Raw genomic sequence first — 16,950 nt, 5'->3', positions numbered from 1 at the left:
CGATCTCGGTCCCGACGATCAGCGCCCACCGTCCCAAGGCCGGCAAGCGCAAGAAGAAATAGCGCGACACCGGCACGATGCGCGAACTGCAGACCAAGGTTCGCAACTATTATTCGGGAACGTTGCAACGTCACGGCCCGACCCCGCTCGGGGTCGATTGGCCGAACGTGGTGTCGCAATATCTGCGCTTCGTGCAGCTGCTGAAGCTCTGTCATTTCGGGCAACCGTTCAGCCTGAACGATTTCGGCTGCGGTTACGGCGCGCTGCTCGAGTTCCTGGCGATGCGGCATGGCGATGCCGTCGTGACCTATCGCGGCATCGACATCTCGCCGGCGATGGTCGATGCCGCGCGCGTCCGCTGGGCCAACAACCGCCGGGCCGTGTTCGCCGTGGGTTCGCAATGCGGCGCGCTGGCCGACTACTCGCTCGTGAGCGGGACCTTGAATGTCCGGCTCGGCCATCCCGTCCCGGAATGGGAAGCCTATGTCGAGGCGATCCTCACCGACCTCGAGGCCAGCAGCCGGATCGGCTTTGCCGTCAATTTCATGCTGCCCCGCGATGACGCCACTGCCGAGGCGGGACTGTATCGCACCGTGCCCGAGCGCTGGACGCCGTTCTGCGAACGGTTCGGCCGCGTCGAATTGATCACCGGCTACGGGTTGCGGGAATTCACGCTTCTTGTCCGCAAGACGCCGCCGCCGACTGCACGACCGGGAACAGGCTCTCGTAAGGCTGCGCGCCGGTCTCCTCGATGAGATACCGGGCGCGCGCAAGCAGCTCGCTCAGCTGATACTGCGGATAGCGCAAGCGATCCGTGCTGACTATCTGCGCCAGCACCAGCGTCGAGCGACATTCGGCGAGCCGCGCCTGCCGCTCCCGCGCGACCGCGATTCCCTGCTCAGCAGCGCCGAAAGCGGCGGTCAGACTGTTGCTCCTTAGATGAATTTCGGCGCGGAATGCCAGCATGTCGCTTTCATATTCGAGGCCGGCGAAAGCCTCCCGCGCGAGCCGGATCGCCGATTCAAGCTTCTGGATCGCCGCAACGTGGTCTCCCGCGAGCGACGACGCCAGTCCGCGGCAGACGCTCGCATACACTGCAACATAGGGCGTGTTGTTTCTGCTGGCGATCTCCTCGATACGCTGGCTGTGAAGATCGGCGAGCTTTTCGTCCCGCGTCAGCCAGGCCATTTCGACTCCGGCATGATGCGGAATGAACAGGACAGCCGGATCGGGATGTCCACTCTCGCTGGCAACCAGTTTGGCGATATTCTCCCGCGCAAGATCGAAACTGCCCGTGCGCACCAGCAACCGCGCATACAGGCTCTCAACCCATCGTTCAACATTGAAGCCAAGCTGCGCTTCGTGGGATTCCTCGATGCTCGAGACTTGCTTGAGCGCGGTCTCGCCGGCTGCGAGCGCTTCCCGAAGCTTGCCGGCATAGCCGTAGGCCTGACACAGGAACACATGCAAGATGGTCCTGATGCTCGGGTCTTCGCAGACCTCGATCGCGTGCAGCACTTGCCCCACGTATTCGTCCGCCGAGCCGGTGCAGGCCATGACCCGGCCATAGCCGGCCAGGATCAGCATTTCCGAAACCGAGTCCTTCAATTGCCGCGCCATATCCAGCGCCTCGGTGTGGAATGGCGCAGCTTCCTCCGCGCTCATTCCCTCGCGCCAGCCGAGGCTCACGATCTGCCCCGACGCGTGCATGCGCAGCCGATCGGTCTCGGGCGCATGAGGCAGCGATTGCAGCAATAGTCGGACCTTCACCCATGCCTTCATCGCCAGGCGGGAATTGGTGGTCCCGATCCAGGCCGCTGCGCGGGCGGTGTAGGCGGCCGCCGGCCCATAATCCTTTGCAGCCTCGAAATGATGGGCGATCGGGTCGGCATATTCGCTGAGCTGGTTGTGGTGGAAGCGTTCGAGCGCCCTGGCGACCGCGGCATGCAGCTCGACCCGCCGGCTGCGCAGCTGCATGGCGTAGGCAACCTCCTGGATCAGCGGATGGCGGAAAGCGAAGCGTTCCTGCCCGGTCTCGCCGGGCACATTCTCAATCAGTTCGACTTCCAGCAGACGGCCGAGGATGTCGGAGAGGTTGGGCGCATGGGCCCGCGTGACCTCGGCAAGCACCGGCAGCGGAAACTCCCGGCCGATCGTGGCGCCAACCTGCAGGACCTCCTTGTCCGCCGGCGCGAGCCGATCGATGCGCGCGCCGATCACGGTTTGAACCGTCGCCGGCAAGGTCTCGGTCGGCGATTGGCCGAATGCCTCATAATGACCCGGCCGCCGTCGAGCTCGCCGCTGTCGACCAGCGAGCGGATGAGCTCCTCGGCAAAGAACGGATTGCCCCCGCTCCGCTCGACGATGCGGTCGCGTACCGGGGCGGTCGACGGGTGGTCGCCGACCAGATCGCGCGTCAGGGCGGACACGTCCTCGTCGCGGAGTTCGTCGAGCCGCAGCTCCCGGAATCCGGGGCCGTCGGTCCAGGGTGCCTGGTAGGTCGGGCGATAGGTCAGGATGATCAGGGCGCGGCTGATATGCACGACATTCACCAGCGCCGAAACGAACTCGATGCTCGCTTCGTCCAGCCAGTGAATGTCCTCGATGATGATCACCGACGGGGTGCGAGTGCCGTCACGGACCAGACTCGCGACCAGATTGACGAGCCGTGCGTGCCGCACCTTCGGATCCATCGCGGGCGCCGCCGCCTGCGCGTCGCGGATGCCGAGGAAATCGGAGAGCAACGCAACGTCGTCCATCAGATGCGGGACCGAGGATTCGATCCGCGTCGCGATCTTGGCGCGCGCAGTTTCCGCATCGTCGGTGGACGCAATCCGGAAGAAGTTGCGGAAGAATTCCAGCAGCGGCTGCAACGGACCGGAGTGATCGTAGGGCGAAGCCCGAGCCTCCTGCACCGGCACCAGGCGCTCCCTGGCGACCCGCGCAAATTCGAAGCACAACCGGCTCTTGCCGAGGCCGGGCGCCGCCGAGATGCCGATCGCCTTGCCCTCCCCACGCTCGGCGCCCGCAAAGGCGTCGTGCAGGACGGCCAGCTCGGCATCGCGGCCGCGATAGGCGCCGACGACGGCATCGCGGAATGGCGCGCGCGCCGGCTTCATTCCGATCAGGCGGTAGACCGCGACCGGCCGCGGAAATCCCTTGACGTCCTGATGGCCGAGCGCGCGCCCATCGCAGGATCCCTGCACGAGCTTGAACGTCGATTCGGTGACGCAGATGTCGCCCGGCTGCGCCATGTGCTCGAGCCGGCTCGCAAGGTGAACGGCAGCGCCGTAGACGCCCTGCTCTTTCGTGAACTTGTCCGGCACACCGGCGACGATCTCTCCGGAGTGGATGCCGACCCGCAACCCGATGCCGTTGTCGCGCGAGGACTGGACCATGGCGAGTGCGGCCTGACAGGCACGCAGCGCGTGATCCTCCTGGGCGTGGGGGACGCCGAAGATCACCATCAGCCCGTCGCCCATGTTGCGCATGATCGTGCCGTGATACTGCTGGACCGCACTGCCCATCCGCGCCAGCGCGGGCGGAAGGCGGTCGAGCGCAAGTTCGGGATCATTGTCGCCGATGAGCTCCGTTGAGCCGACGATATCGGCGAACATCACGGTGACGACCTTGCGCTCCCCGAGCGGCTGGACCTGGTCCAGACGTTCGCCGCAGGCGCCGCAGAACCGCGCGGTCTCGAGATTTGGATGCTGGCAGTTCGGACAGACGGCGGAGAAGCTCAGCCCGCACGACCGGCAGACACCGTCCTCTGCCAGGGTCTCGGATCGACAGGCCGGGCACAGCATGAACACTACCCTCCCGATACACTGTCCGCTTGCGGATTCCGGTGCACTCTAACACGACCATGAGGCCAGACCCACCGGGCAATCAAGCCAGAAACGGCGCCGCGCGCCAAGCCCGAGTTTTGAGCGGGCGGGGAAGTCGGCCTCAGGCCCCCAGCGCATGGCTTTCATGGCCGAAATAGGCACGCTCGAGCCGGTGCGCGAGGTCGCCTTCCCCGGTCGGCGCCTCCAGCGCGATCGTCCCCTGCACCAGCGCGTAGACCCGGTCGGCGCAGGCCAGCGCCTTCTCGAGCAATTGTTCGACCAGCAGCACGGAGGTGCCCTGCGCGCGCAGCCGGCCGATGACGTTGAGGACACGATCGACCAGCACCGGCGACAGCCCCGCGGAGGGCTCGTCGAGCATCAGCAGTCGCGGCCGCCGGACCAGCCCCTGCGCCACCGTCAACATCTGCTGTTGCCCGCCCGAGAGCGCCCCGCCGCGCTCATGCCGTTTCTCGGCGATCTCGGGGAAGAACGACAGGGCTTCCTCGACGCGTGCGGCGCGCTCGGCGCGCGGCAGGTCGTAGCCGGCGAGCAGCAGATTGTCGGTGACGGAGATCTGCGTGAACACGCGATGCCCCTCGATCACATGCACGAGCCCGGCACGCGCGGCATCGCGCGGCGTGGCGTTGGTCATGTCGCGACCGCCGAACCGGACCTGCCCGGCGGTGACGGGCAACAAACCCGACATCGCGCGCAGCAGCGTGGTCTTGCCGGCGCCGTTGGGACCGAGCAGCGCGACGACCTCGCCGGCGGCGATCGTCATGTCGATGCCGTGCAGCACGCGGATCTTGCCGTAGCCGGATTCCAGCGCGCGCACCGCGAGCAGAGGTTCAGCCGCCGAGGTAAGCACTGACGACCTCCTTGTGGACGCGGATCTCCGCCGGCGTTCCCGCCGCCAGCGTGCGGCCGAGGTTGAGCACGGTGACCTGGTGGCAGATATCGAAGATCAGATCGGCATGATGCTCGACCAGCAGCACGCCGGTGCCGCGGCCGCAGACCGCCTTGATCAGACTGGCGAGCCGCTCGATCTCGTCGTTGGAGAGGCCGGCCGCGGGCTCGTCGAGCAGCAGGAAGTCCGGATCGAGCATCAGCGCGCGAGCTATCTCGATGAAGCGCAGCTCGCTGTGCTGCAGGCGGTCGGCGCGCACATCGCTGAGCGCCTCGAGCCCGACGACGCCGAGCAGCGCGCGCGCCTTGGCGGCCAGCATTCGTTCGTCGGCGCCGTTGCGCGGCAGCGCCAGCATCGCCTCGACGAAATTGGCCCTGCCCTCGATCGAGCCGCCGATCATGACGTTCTCCAGCACCGAGGCTTCGCCGATCACGCGCGGCGTCTGGAAGGTGCGCGCGATGCCGCAGGCCGCGCGCCTGACCGGCTCGCCCGGGGGCAACATCTCGTCGCCGAGCGTCATGGTGCCGGCCTTCGCGGCGTAATAGCCCGAGATCACGTTCAGCGTTGTGGTCTTGCCGCTGCCGTTGGGGCCGATCAGGCCGTGGATCTGGCCCGGCGCGACGTCGAGGTCGAGGCCGTCGATCGCCTTCACATTGCCGAAGCTCAGCGCGATGCGGCGCAGCTGCAGCGTCTTGCCGCCGTCGCGCCGCCGCACGATGTCGGCGAGCGCGGCCGGGCGCGGCACGATGGCGCGGTTGCTGGCGAGCGGACGGCGGTTGCGGAAGTCGAGCAGCGCCGCGATGCCGCCGGGCATCACCAGCACGATCAGGAGCAGCAGCACCGCGTAGAGGAAGGTCGACCAGGCCGCCAGCGGCGCGGCGATCTCGGGCAGGATGGTCAGGATAATGGTGCCGAGCATCGGCCCGAGGATCGAGCTGCGGCCGCCGATCAGGATCGCGATGAAGAACAGCACCGACAGATCGAAGGTGAACGCGTCGGGCGTGATGTAGGTCTGCAGGGTCGCGAACAGGCCGCCGGCGATCGCCGCCAGCGCACCCGCGAACAGGAAGATCGCGATCAGCATCTTCGGCTTGGAGATGCCGCTGGCCTCGGCAGCGACCTCGGCGTCCCGCACCGCGATCAGCGCGCGGCCGAACCGGCTGCGCGCGACATTGGCACTCATCCAGGTGGTGACGACCGCAAAGCCGATGCACAGCGCGTAGAATCCCCACGGCGTGTTGAACGGCGCCGGGAATTCCGGGCCTGATATACCGATGCCGCCGCCGGTCACGCTCTGCCAGGCCAGCGCGATCTGGGTCACGATGGTCGCAAAGCCCAAGGTCGACATCGCGAAGTAGAAGGTGCGCAGGCGCAACGCCGGCAGGCCGACGATCACGCCGAACACCGCGCCGATCAGGCCGGCGATCGGCAGCGCCGCAAACACCGGAAGCGCGGGCATCACATTGCCGGCGACCAGCACGCTGGTGGCGTAGGCCCCGAGCGTCAGCAATGCGACATAGCCGATCGCGAGGTGGCCGGCAAAGCCGACCACCAGATTGAGGCCGGACACCAGCACCCAGTAGATCGCCATCCGGGTGCCGATCAGCACCCAGTAATCATTGCTGACGAAGGGCAGCAGCACGGCGGCCAGCAAAATGCCGACGAAGGGCAGAACGTGCGGCAGCGTTGCGCGCCATGCGCCGCTTCCGGTCTGCGGCTGAGTGGTGGCGACCGCCGTCATCACACCCTCCGCGCGGTCGAGGCGCCGAACAACCCTTGCGGCGCGGCGAGCAGCACCACGATGAACAGCGTGAACACCGCGACCGAGGAGAAGATGCCGCCGACCAGGAAGTTCGCCGCCTGCTGGAACAGGCCGAGCGCCAGCCCGCCGATGATCGCGCCCCGGTTGTTGCCGAGCCCGCCGAGCGCCACCGGCACGAAGCCGTAGAAGTTGAGCAGCGCGCCATTGGCGAAGAAGGCGAGCAGCAACTGCCCGCCGGAAAATCCGGCGATGCCGCCGACCACACCGGCGAGCGCGTAGCTTGCGACACGCAGATTGCGCTCCGGCAGGCCGAGCGCCCGCGCCGCGAAATTGTCCTCAGCGATCGCGAGGAAGGCGCGGCCGACCAGGGTGCGGCGGTAGAGATATTCGAGGCCGATGATGGTGATCGCGCAGGCCACCACCGGCAGCCAGAATTTTTCATCCAGCACGCCCTCGCCGAATCCCGCGATGCGCGGGAACGGCTGCGGCTCGGTGCCCCATTTGATCGCCGTGACCTGCTGGATCATCAGCGCAACGGCCAAGGTCGAGAGCACGTAGAGATGCTGGTCGAGGCTCTTGAGCACCGGCCGCACCGCGACGAATTCGGTGACGATCCCGATGATCGCGCAGCAGAGCAGCGTCAGCACGAAGCCTGCGGCGATCGGCAGGCCGAGCTTCAGCGTGAACATCGAGCCGAACACGCCGCCCAGCATCGCGAGCTGGCCGGCGGTGAAGCTCATCACCCGCGAGGTCGAGAACATCGTGTTGTAGGTGACGCCGACCAGCGCGTAGATCGCGCCCGCCGCGAGACCGGATGCGAGGATCGAGGCAAGCATCGGCTACGCCCTCGCCCGTCTATGTGTACCCCGGCGCCAGCGCGAAGGTGCCGTTCTTCGCGGTGCTCGATTCCGACATCACGATCTCTTCGGTCAGATAGCCATTATGCTCGGTGGGCGAGAAGCGATAATTGCCGAAATAGCCGGGATAGGTCGACAGCGAGTTCCAGTACTTGATGATCCCGGCGCTGTCGGTCGAGCCGCTTTCCGCGACGGCCTTCGCGATCAGCTCGATGCAGTCGATGCCGCCCGCGACCCACCATAGCAGCGTATCGTTCAGCGCGACATTGGCCTTGGTCAGCCGCGCGACCAGGTCCTCGCTCTTCGGCGGCAGCTTGCCGGCGCTGTCGTAGCTGCAGCTCTTGTAGCCGATCGCATAGACCTTCTTCCAGTTCTCCGGCTTGGCGACCAGGCTCGCAAGCTCACCCGACGCCATCGATGGGTGGCCGACGAAAGGAACGTCCCAGTTCATCGCGGCGCGGGTGTTGAACATGCGCGCCTCCATGCCGGTCGAGACGCTCCACACCACGATCGCCTCGGCGCCGGCATTCTTGGCGCGCAGCATGTCCGGCGTCATGTCGGGCTGGGTGGCGTCGATATTGGCCTGATAGACCACCTCGGCGCCGTCCTTCTTGAACGCCGCGACCGACGCGCCGACCGCCGTGACGCCGTACCCGGTGGTGTCGCCGATCACCGCGACCTTCTTCACCTTGAGGATCTTGAGGCAATAATTGCGCACGGCATCGTCCCACTGATTGTTCGACGGTGCGATGCGGAACGCGTTGGGGTACTTGACCGGATCGATCAGGGTCTCGACCACGCAGGGGTGCAGGTCCGGCATCTTGGCACGCGCCATGATCGGCGTCGTCGCCAGCGCCTCGCCGGAGTTCAGCGGCCCCCAGATCGCGTGAACCTTGGCCTGGCTGATCAGCTCCTGCGTGGCGTTCACGGCCTTGGTCGGGTCGCCCTGGGTGTCGCGCATCACGAGCTCGATCTTGCGGCCCTTCACGCCGCCGGCGCCGTTGATGGCATCGACCGCGAAGTTGACGCCGCGGTTGAAGCCGACGGTCGGCGCCGAGCTCGGGCCGGTGATCGCCGCAAGGCAGCCGATCTTGATCGGTTCCGATTGTGCGATGGCCGGAGCCGGGAAGGAAAATGACGCGGCGCCCAATGCGCCAGCGCTGCCCAACAAGACGTCACGGCGTGACATGGCCATGTGATGCACTCCCTGTTTCCCTCTCGGCGCCCGTCGTTTGTTGCGGGACGTCCGTTGATTGATTGTCCGCGCGCTCATGGCCGCGGTTATCGCAAGCTCAAGTTTGGGCTGGATGCGAAGCTCTTGTCCAGCCCCGCGGACGGCATTGCGCCTTGTTGAACTTTCATAGCCGCGGCCGCCGCGTCCAGTGCTCGGCATTGACGGCGCCGACGGGCACCTCGCCCGCGACGATCTTCGCCACCTGGCGCACGGTCTCCGACGACTGATGCTCGATCGCCTGTGGCGTCAGGCCGCCGACATGCGGCGTTGCGATCACATTGCGCAGCTTCGCGAGTTCCGGCGTCGGCATCTGGTCGGGCGCGCAGCGACATCCAATGCGGCGCCGGCGATGCCGCCAGCGCGCAGCGCCTCCGCCAGCGCCGCCTCGTCGACGAGATTGCCGCGCGACAGGTTGATGAAGAATGCGTGCTTCTGCATCCGCGCCAATGCGGCCTGCCCGATCAGGTTCTCGGTCTGCGCGTTGGCGATCGCGAGGCAGACGACATAGTCGGCACGCGCCAGCAGTTCGTCGAGCGGCAGATGCGCGATCGCGGGGTCATCTGACATCGCGAAGGGATCGGCGACCAGCACGTTCATGCCGAGCAGCTTGGCGATCCCGGCGAGATAACGCCCGATGCTGCCATAGCCGATGATGCCGACCGTGCTGCCCGCAAGCTGGCGGCCCATCACGACCTCAGGCGCTCTGCCCGCGTGATAGTCCGCAGTGGCCCGCGAGACGCCGCGCGACAGATCGACCATGAAGCCGAGCGCGAGCTCGGCGACCGACTGAATGAAGCCGGCGCTCGCCTGTGTCACCAGCACGCCGGCCGCGGACGCCGCGGCCACGTCGATGTTGCGGATATCGACCGCACAGCGCACGAAGGCGCGCAGCTTTGGCAACTGCGAGAAGATCTCGCCGGGTCCCTCGGTCATGCGATCGGCGACGATGATGTCGACATCGGCCGCAGCCTCGACCAATGCCGCCGCGTCGAGCGCCTCGTCCCCGTCGTGCAGCCTGACGTTGGCAACCGCGCGCAGGCCGCTCAGGCTGCGCTCGCCGTAATAGTCGCGGCGCATCTGCGGGGTATGGGCCAGAAGCACCTTCACGATCGTCTCCCTAATAGCCGAGCGCATGCGGCAGCGCCGTGCTGATGACAGGCACGAACGCGATCACCAGCAGGCACAGCAACAGCAGGCCGAGATAGCCCGCGATCGGCTTGATGGTTTGCTCGATCGGTACGTTGCCGATCAGGCAGGCGCCGTAGAGCCCAAGACCAAGCGGCGGCGCAAACAGCCCGAGCCCCATCGCAATGACGAGCACGACGCCGAAATGCAAAGGATCGATGCCGAGCTTGACCGCGACCGGCAGCAGCAGCGGCCCGAAGATGATCAGCGCCGCGGCGCCCTCGAGCACCGAGCCCATCACCACCAGCACAAGGATCGACAGCAGCATGAACAGCCACACGCCATGGCTGCCCGAGATCGCCAGCATGAGATCGCCGACCGCGTGCGGCACCTGCTGCAGCGTCAGGATGAACGCGAGCGACTGCGCGGCCGCAACGATGAACAGGACCAGCCCCGAGCGGACAGCCGATTGCACGAAGCAGTGCGCGAGGCTCCTCGCGCCGAGTTCGCGGAACAGGAGGCTGCCGACCGCAATCGCGTACACCGCGGCAAAGGCCGAGATCTCGGTCGCCGTGGCGAAGCCGCTCTTGAAGCCGAAGAAGATCATGAAGATCAGCCCGAACGAGGCGATCGCGCCGGTCCATAAGCCGGAGACCGCGGCGCGCGGCTCGGCTTCGACAGCTGCCTCCGGGCGCTTGCCGAAGATGATCGACACCGCGATCAACGCCAGTGCCATCAGCGCGGCCGGCAGCATGCCGGCGACGAACAGGCCGCCGATCGACAGATTGGCGACGAAGCCGAGAATGATCAGGTTGATGCAGGGCGGAATGGTTTCAGCCATCACGGCGGAGGCCGCGAGCAGCGCCACGGCGCCGCCCGGATTCTGCCGCGAGCGGCGCGCCGCCGGGATCAGCACCGAGCCGACCGCTGCGACATCGGCCATCTTGGAGCCGGAGATGCCGGAGAACAGCACCATCGACATCACCATCACGACGTTGAGCCCACCGCGCATCCGTCCGACCGCGCGCTGCAGCAGTTCGATCAGCCGCACCGACATGCCGTTGGCTTCCATCAGATAGCCGACCAGGATGAAGAACGGGATCGCCAGCAGCACGAAATTGTCGATGCCGCGCGCCATCTGCTGGGCGAAGATCACGCCGGGCAGCGTGCCTTCGACCCAGATGAAGATCAGCGCGGCGAGCGCCAGCGCAAAGCCAATCGGCAGTCCGCCGAACAGCGTAAGGAAGAAGCCGATCAGCATCAGCGTCTGCGATGACGGCACAGATGACGGCGCAAACGCATCCCAGGCTAGATAGAGCCCAACGATCACGGCGGTGGCGGCGATCCCGGCCAGCATGTCGCGCAACGGCCGGCCGCAGAACGTCTCGACGGCGAAGATCGTCATGAACACGGCACCGACGCCCATCGGATAGAACGTCCACTCCAGCGGCAGTCCGGAGCCCGACGTTTGCCCGGTGGTCAGCCAGCCCATCTTGATGGCGTTGAATGCGACATAGGCGGCAATGACGGTGACGAGCAGCGCACCGACCGCGTCGACGACCCGCCGCACGCCTGGAGGCAGCATATTGACGAAGAAGGCGACGCCGAGATTCTCGCTGCGCGCCAGCGCACTGGCCGCGCCGAAGAAGCTCGACCCGACCATCAGGCCGCGGGCGACGTCGTCGGACCATTCCACCGGTGCGTTGAACAGGAAGCGGGCCAGCACCGAGACGCAGACCACCAGGAGATCGGCGGCGAGCAGGATCGCGGCGATGGCGTCGCTGATGGCGAGCAGCGGCGCCGTGATCCGATCCGTGCTGCTTCTCGTCGCAATCGCGGCGATCGACATGCGTCGACCTCAGGCCTGGGTGGCGCGGATCAGATCGACGACGGCCTTCGCCTCGGGCCGCGCCTTGATGAAATTGTCGGTCTGCGGCAGCACGCGCTTGCGGAACGCCTCCTTGTCGCATTCGACCACCGTGACGCCCTTCTCCACCAGGCTAGCCAACGCCTCCTTCTCCACCGCGAGCCCGTGCACGCGGGTGTCGGCCGCGGCCGACTTTGCGGCATCAAGGAAACCTTCGCGCAGCTTGGGGGCCATGCGGTTGAAGGTGGTGTCGCTGAAATAGACCGCGAGCGGCGAGAAGATGTGCTGGGTCAGCGCGTAATGTTTCGCGGTTTCGTAGAATTTGCTGGCCAGGATGGTCGGCGGATCATGCTCCAGGCCGTCGAGCACGCCGGCCTGCAGTGCGGTGTAGATCTCGCCGAACGCCAGCGGCGTCGCCGCCGCCCCCATCAGCCGCAGGCATTCGGTGATGATCGGGTTGGGCAGCGTGCGGATCTTCAGGCCTGCGAGATCCTCCGGCGTCTTCACCGGCTTCTTCGCCAGCACGCTGCGTGCCCCGAAATTGTAGGCCCAGGCGATGATGTGGATGCCGGCGCCCTTGAGCAGCGCATCCTCGATCGGCTTCGCCGCACCGGCATCGAACGCCTTGGTCTGCTGCTGATAGCTGGTGAAGAGGTAACCGAGGTCGAACGTGCCGACCAGCGGCACCAGGTTCGCCGAGATCGACGAGCCCGAGACCATCAGGTCGATCACCCCGAGCTTCACCGAGTTGATGACGTCGATCTCCTGGCCGAGCTGGTTGTCGGGGAAGAAGGTGACCTCGATCTGCTCGCCGAGCCCGTTCGCCTTCAGGCTCTTGACGAGGTTGTCGTAATAGACGCGGCCGTTGGCGTATTTGGGGTCGTTCGGAAGCGACGACGAACACCGCATCTTCATCGTCGCGGCCTCGGCGCGGCCAATGATGGCGGGCGCGGCGGCGAGCCACGCTGCGGCAGCGGCCGATGACCGCAACAAAATACGGCGGCTCACGCGCATCGACGTCATGATGGTGCTCCTCCCCAGGAACGGATCGTTATCGGCTGCCCGCCGGTTGGCCCGAGCTTGGCAGCACTTTTATCATAATGTATGACAAAAGCAGTACGGTTGCGCAAGAGCGCGGCGCGGCGGCGCAAGGTTCAACCGCAGCGAGGCTTTCGATGTTCCAGACATCCAACGCGTTGCGTCGGAGCGTGCACAGTCAGGTCACCGACCGGGTCGGCAGCAGCATCGTGCGCGGTGAGATCGGCGTCGGCGAGGCGCTCCCCCCGGAGATGCGGATCTGCGAGATGATGGACGTCAGCCGCACGGTGGTGCGCGAGGCGATCCGCACCCTCACCGGCAAGGGCCTGATCGAGTCGCGGCCCAAGAGCGGCACACGAGTGCGGCCGCCCGAGCAATGGAATCAGCTCGATCCCGACGTGCTGCGCTGGCACCTCGAGACCGCGGAGATCGATCGCTATCTGGCAAAACTGTTCCAGCTACGCTCCGCGGTTGAACCGGCCGCCGCGGCGCTTGCAGCCAGCCATGCCCACGAAGACGACTTCGCGCGGATCCGCGCCGGATGCGACGGGATGGACGCGGCGCAAACCAACGAGGCGTTCGTCGCTGCCGACATCAAGTTCCACCAGGCAATCTATTTCGCGACCCGCAACGAGTTTTTCTGGCCGATCGCCCAGATGTTCGAAATCACGCTGCGCCAGAGCTTCACGATTGCGGCAACCGGCTCGCACCGTCCACGCGCGCTGATCGAGCATCGCGCGGTGCTCGACGCGATCGTGGCCGGCGACGCGGAGGCGGCGCGCGCGGCCACTGTGGTGCTGCTCGCGCATTCCGCCGACGATCTGGTGCGAATTCGCGGCCGGGAGTTCGAGACGCCGTCGGCGCGGGGTCCGCGCAAGCGGTAGTGGTATGAGACTGGGGACACCGCTCTCACCCACGTCTTCCCTGCGAAAGCAGGGACCCATAACCACAGGGTTGCGTTGTTGAGGCGCGCCGCGCAAAACACAATGACCATCGGTGGCTATGGGTCCCTGCTTTCGCAGGGACGACACCGAGTGTGTTGCACGAGCTATGACTAAGACGTCCGCATTCTCGCGTTACGACCCGCCCTCGGAGAACTTCCTGCCGACCAGGACGTACGCGCCCTCGGCCTCGATCCACTCGTCGTGCAATTCGCCTTCGGCGACCGAAAATATCTGCCCGGAACGATAGACGACGGGTTCACCGGTTTGCCTGACGACAAAAGTTCCGGAGATCACCAGGCCGCGGATCTCGAAATGATGCCGGTGCCGTCCCTTGCCGGGGCGAGGATCGAGCTTCTGAAACTCGATTTCCTGGAAACCGTCGGCCTTCAATTGCCTTTCGAAATCGTGCTCGTTCATGCCGCTCTCCCGTGGATCGGCCGCGCAATCGGCGAACGATAGCGCCATTTTCCGCGAGCTGGCAAACCTGGCCGCATTTCGCGCGCGGCGCCGTCGTGCCGTTCCTGGCAGCGCGCCGGACACGGGCCTGTGACCATAGTTGAAGGCCTTAGCGACGAAACTTCTGGATTGTTGGCTGCGTAGACGCCAAGACAGAACGGTTATTCCGCGAAGGTCCTTTGATGCACGACGTCTCGATCCCGGCAGCCCTGATCGCCGGCCTAGTCAGCTTCCTGTCGCCCTGCGTGCTGCCGCTGGTGCCGCCCTATCTGATCTATTTGACCGGCGCGACCATCGAGCAGGTCAACCAGGACGGCGACACCGCCGCCTCCAAGCGCGCGGTCATGATGGCGGCGCTGATGTTCGTGCTCGGCTTCTCCACCGTGTTCGTCGCACTCGGCGCCAGCGCGTCCATCGTCGGCGGGTTGGTGCGCGCGTGGTCGGCCGAGCTCTCGATCCTGGCCGGCATCGTCATCATCATCATGGGCCTGCATTTCCTCGGCGTCACGCGGATCGGCCTGCTGATGCGCGAGGGGCGGCTGACCGCGCCCAAGCCGGTCGGGTTGTGGGGCGCCTATGTCATGGGCCTTGCGTTCGCTTTCGGCTGGACGCCGTGCATCGGACCGATCCTCGCGGCGATCCTCTCGATCGCAGCTTCCCAGGCCACGGTGACCAAAGGCGCCGGCCTGCTCGCAGTCTATTCCGCCGGGCTCGGCATCCCGTTCCTGCTCGCAGCCTTCCTGGTCGAGCAGTTCTCTTCGCTGTTCGCACGGATGAAGCGTCATCTCGACACCGTCGAGCGCGTGATGGGCGTGCTGATGGTGGTCACCGGCATCGGCTTCCTGACCGGCGCGGTCTCCAGCGTCAGCGTCTGGCTGCTGGAGACCTTCCCGGCACTGCAGAATATCGGCTAGCCCTTCGCGCCTGCACACGCGCGTTCGCTGGCTTTTGGCCACGCGATGGCGGACTATTGCCGCTCCTTCGCCGCCAGCTGAGTCGGAGACCGATGGCCCCAACCCCTGCGACGTCAGCCAACTGGCCGATCTTCCGTTCACTCAGGGCGTTCCGGCCGAGCGACCTGCCAGGTGATCTGATCGCCGGGCTGACGCTCGCCGCGATCGCGATCCCGGAACAGATGGCGACCGCGCGGCTCGGCGGCTTCTCGCCACAGATCGGCTTCTTCGCCTTCATGGCCGGTTCGCTCGGCTTTGCGATGTTCGGCGCCAACCGCTTCCTGTCCTGCGGCGCCGATTCCACGATCACGCCGATCTTCGCCGGCGGGCTGGCGCTGATGGCGACGGCAGGCTCGCCGGACTATCAGGCGTTCGCGATGGCACTGGCGCTGATGGTCGGCGCGATCATGATCGCCGGTGGCCTGTTCAAGCTCGGCTGGATCGCCAATCTGCTCTCGACGCCGGTCACGGTCGGCTTCCTCGCCGGCATCTCGGTCCACATCCTGGTCTCGCAGCTGCCGGGTGTGCTCGGCCTGACCACACCGGACGGGCCGACGCTCTACAAGCTCGGCGTTCTCGTCGACAAGATCGGCCAGACCAACGTCTATACGCTGGTGATCGGCCTCGGCGTGCTGGCCCTCGTCGCCGGATCGGAGAAGATCAGCGCGCGGATTCCGGGCGCGCTGATCGGACTCGTCGTCGCCACCATCGCCGTGATCGCCGGCCATCTCGAGAGCAAGGGCGTCAAGGTGGTCGGCACCGTGCCGGGCACACTGCCCAAGCCGGCATTCCCGGACATCGCGCCGGAGCGATGGATCAAGCTGATGTCGCTCGCGATCCTGATCGCCGTCGTCGTGATGGTGCAGACCGCCGCGACGACGCGCTCGTTCCTGTCAGATCCGGACAAGCCGGCCGACGTCGATCGCGACTTCCTCGGCGCCGGCGCCGGCAGCGTTCTGTCGGGGCTGTTCGGCGCCTTCCCCGTCAACGCCAGTCCGCCGCGCACAGGGATCGTCTCGGAGACCGGCGGACGCACACAGGTCGCGGGGCTGTTTGCCGCCGCCATCGTGCTCGCGCTGCTGGCGTTCGGCGCGACCTTGCTGCAGCACGTGCCTGACGCTGCGCTCGGCGGCGTCCTGTTGTTCGTGGCGCTGCGCATCATCCGCGTCAAGCAGATCGTCACGATCTTCCGCCAGTCGTTCTATGAATTCCTGCTGGTGGTGGCGACGGCAGCCGCGATCATCGTGTTGCCGATCGAGCAAGGTGTTGCCGTCGGCATCGCGCTGTCGCTGCTGCACGGCATCTGGACCACGACGCGCGGCCAGCTGGTCGAATTCGTCCACGTCCCCGGCACCACGATCTGGTGGCCGACGGGCCCGCATGTCACCGGCGAGCGCAAGCCGGGCATAGCCGTCGTCGGCCTGCAGGCACCGCTGTCGTTCCTCAACGCAGAAGGCTTCCACGGCAGCGTGCTCAAGACCGTCGGCGCCGCGACGCCCAAGCCGCGGCTGCTGGTGATCGAGGCCAGCGGCATGATCGAGATCGATTTCACCGCGGCTCAGGCGCTACGCGACCTGTTCCGCGAATGCCGCGATGACGGCCTGACGGTGGCCGTGGCGCGGCTGGAATCCACCCGCGCGCAGGACGCATTCGAGCGCTTCAACCTTTACGATGTCCTCAGCCGGGACCACGTGTTTCATAGCGTCGATGAGGCGGTGCGCGCGCTGGGCGGAGACCAGGGATCGGCTTGATTGCCGCTGAGAGCGGCCATGACGACGCGGAAACGTCGGTTGCGGAACCACGCAACTGCCATATGCACCGCGGGGGCGGGCGTGCACCCGGGTGATTTCGGAATACTGGAAGAATATCCGTGAGTTGCCCGACGCGTCGAGCGGCCTGGTCGAACGCCGGCCCACGGCCGGCTGCTTTGCATGGGGTTGTTTTCGATATTTTGGCAGCGCGTTGCGAAACCGATCGAGC

General features: G+C 66.3%; 13 protein-coding genes and 1 pseudogene. 4 read left to right on the top strand and 10 right to left on the bottom strand.

Going from position 1 to position 16,950, the window contains the following annotated elements; genetic code table 11:
• Nucleotides 1-77 precede the first annotated feature (77 nt).
• Nucleotides 78-755 carry a class I SAM-dependent methyltransferase gene (locus tag ALC15_RS17985; protein ID WP_050628398.1) on the top strand — a complete coding sequence of 226 codons (678 nt, stop codon included), beginning with the start codon at nt 78-80 and terminating at the stop codon, nt 753-755.
• On the opposite strand, the gene ALC15_RS17980 is transcribed toward ALC15_RS17985, so the two are convergent.
• The 9 genes and pseudogenes from ALC15_RS17980 to ALC15_RS17940 form a co-directional block, all read right to left on the bottom strand.
• The gene (locus ALC15_RS17980) at nt 670-2,241 is read right to left on the bottom strand and encodes an ATP-binding protein (RefSeq protein WP_128089535.1); all 1,572 of its coding nucleotides are present in this window, start codon (nt 2,239-2,241) and stop codon (nt 670-672) included. The two genes, ALC15_RS17985 and ALC15_RS17980, sit on opposite strands and share 86 nt — an antisense overlap.
• The gene (locus ALC15_RS17975) at nt 2,217-3,806 is read right to left on the bottom strand and encodes an adenylate/guanylate cyclase domain-containing protein (RefSeq protein WP_128089534.1); all 1,590 of its coding nucleotides are present in this window, start codon (nt 3,804-3,806) and stop codon (nt 2,217-2,219) included. The genes ALC15_RS17980 and ALC15_RS17975 overlap by 25 nt, the downstream gene beginning before the upstream one ends.
• A gap of 142 nt (nt 3,807-3,948) precedes the next feature.
• Nucleotides 3,949-4,695 carry an ABC transporter ATP-binding protein gene (locus tag ALC15_RS17970; protein ID WP_050628395.1) on the bottom strand — a complete coding sequence of 249 codons (747 nt, stop codon included), beginning with the start codon at nt 4,693-4,695 and terminating at the stop codon, nt 3,949-3,951.
• The gene (locus tag ALC15_RS17965) at nt 4,676-6,475 is read right to left on the bottom strand and encodes a branched-chain amino acid ABC transporter ATP-binding protein/permease (RefSeq protein WP_050628394.1); all 1,800 of its coding nucleotides are present in this window, start codon (nt 6,473-6,475) and stop codon (nt 4,676-4,678) included. The genes ALC15_RS17970 and ALC15_RS17965 overlap by 20 nt, the downstream gene beginning before the upstream one ends.
• Nucleotides 6,475-7,332 (bottom strand): branched-chain amino acid ABC transporter permease, encoded by an 858-nt coding sequence (locus ALC15_RS17960; RefSeq protein WP_050628393.1) that lies wholly within the window; start codon nt 7,330-7,332, stop codon nt 6,475-6,477. Before ALC15_RS17960 ends, ALC15_RS17965 begins: the two co-directional genes overlap by 1 nt.
• 19 nt (nt 7,333-7,351) lie before the next feature.
• Nucleotides 7,352-8,548: an ABC transporter substrate-binding protein gene (locus tag ALC15_RS17955; RefSeq protein ID WP_244486131.1), complete on the bottom strand. Its 1,197-nt coding sequence runs from the start codon at nt 8,546-8,548 to the stop codon at nt 7,352-7,354.
• Nucleotides 8,549-8,711: 163 nt separating this feature from the next.
• Nucleotides 8,712-9,694: pseudogene (locus tag ALC15_RS17950) on the bottom strand (NAD(P)-dependent oxidoreductase).
• A gap of 10 nt (nt 9,695-9,704) precedes the next feature.
• The gene (locus tag ALC15_RS17945) at nt 9,705-11,561 is read right to left on the bottom strand and encodes a TRAP transporter large permease (RefSeq protein ID WP_050628391.1); all 1,857 of its coding nucleotides are present in this window, start codon (nt 11,559-11,561) and stop codon (nt 9,705-9,707) included.
• A gap of 9 nt (nt 11,562-11,570) precedes the next feature.
• Entirely contained in the window at nt 11,571-12,602 is a 1,032-nt protein-coding gene (locus ALC15_RS17940) for a TRAP transporter substrate-binding protein (RefSeq protein WP_050628390.1), read from the bottom strand.
• Between the two features lie 152 nt (nt 12,603-12,754).
• Between ALC15_RS17940 and ALC15_RS17935 the strand changes: the two genes are divergently transcribed.
• Complete coding sequence (locus ALC15_RS17935; RefSeq protein ID WP_244486128.1) at nt 12,755-13,501, top strand: FadR/GntR family transcriptional regulator; 747 nt, start codon at nt 12,755-12,757, stop codon at nt 13,499-13,501.
• A 192-nt stretch (nt 13,502-13,693) separates the two neighbouring features.
• On the opposite strand, the gene ALC15_RS17930 is transcribed toward ALC15_RS17935, so the two are convergent.
• Nucleotides 13,694-13,978 (bottom strand): hypothetical protein, encoded by a 285-nt coding sequence (locus ALC15_RS17930; RefSeq protein ID WP_128089533.1) that lies wholly within the window; start codon nt 13,976-13,978, stop codon nt 13,694-13,696.
• A gap of 221 nt (nt 13,979-14,199) precedes the next feature.
• Here ALC15_RS17930 and ALC15_RS17925 point away from each other — a divergent pair, with 221 nt between their 5' ends.
• A complete protein-coding gene (locus ALC15_RS17925) occupies nt 14,200-14,931 on the top strand; it encodes a cytochrome c biogenesis CcdA family protein (RefSeq protein WP_094193945.1) in 732 nt (243 codons plus the stop codon).
• A 92-nt stretch (nt 14,932-15,023) separates the two neighbouring features.
• Nucleotides 15,024-16,721, top strand: coding sequence for a SulP family inorganic anion transporter (locus ALC15_RS17920; protein ID WP_050628386.1), 1,698 nt, complete (start codon nt 15,024-15,026; stop codon nt 16,719-16,721).
• Nucleotides 16,722-16,950 lie beyond the last annotated feature (229 nt).

Source organism: Bradyrhizobium viridifuturi, assembly GCF_001238275.1.
Classification (GTDB): domain Bacteria; phylum Pseudomonadota; class Alphaproteobacteria; order Rhizobiales; family Xanthobacteraceae; genus Bradyrhizobium; species Bradyrhizobium viridifuturi.
Note: the sequence above shows the minus strand (reverse complement) of the source record. Positions and strands in the feature narration are given on the sequence as shown.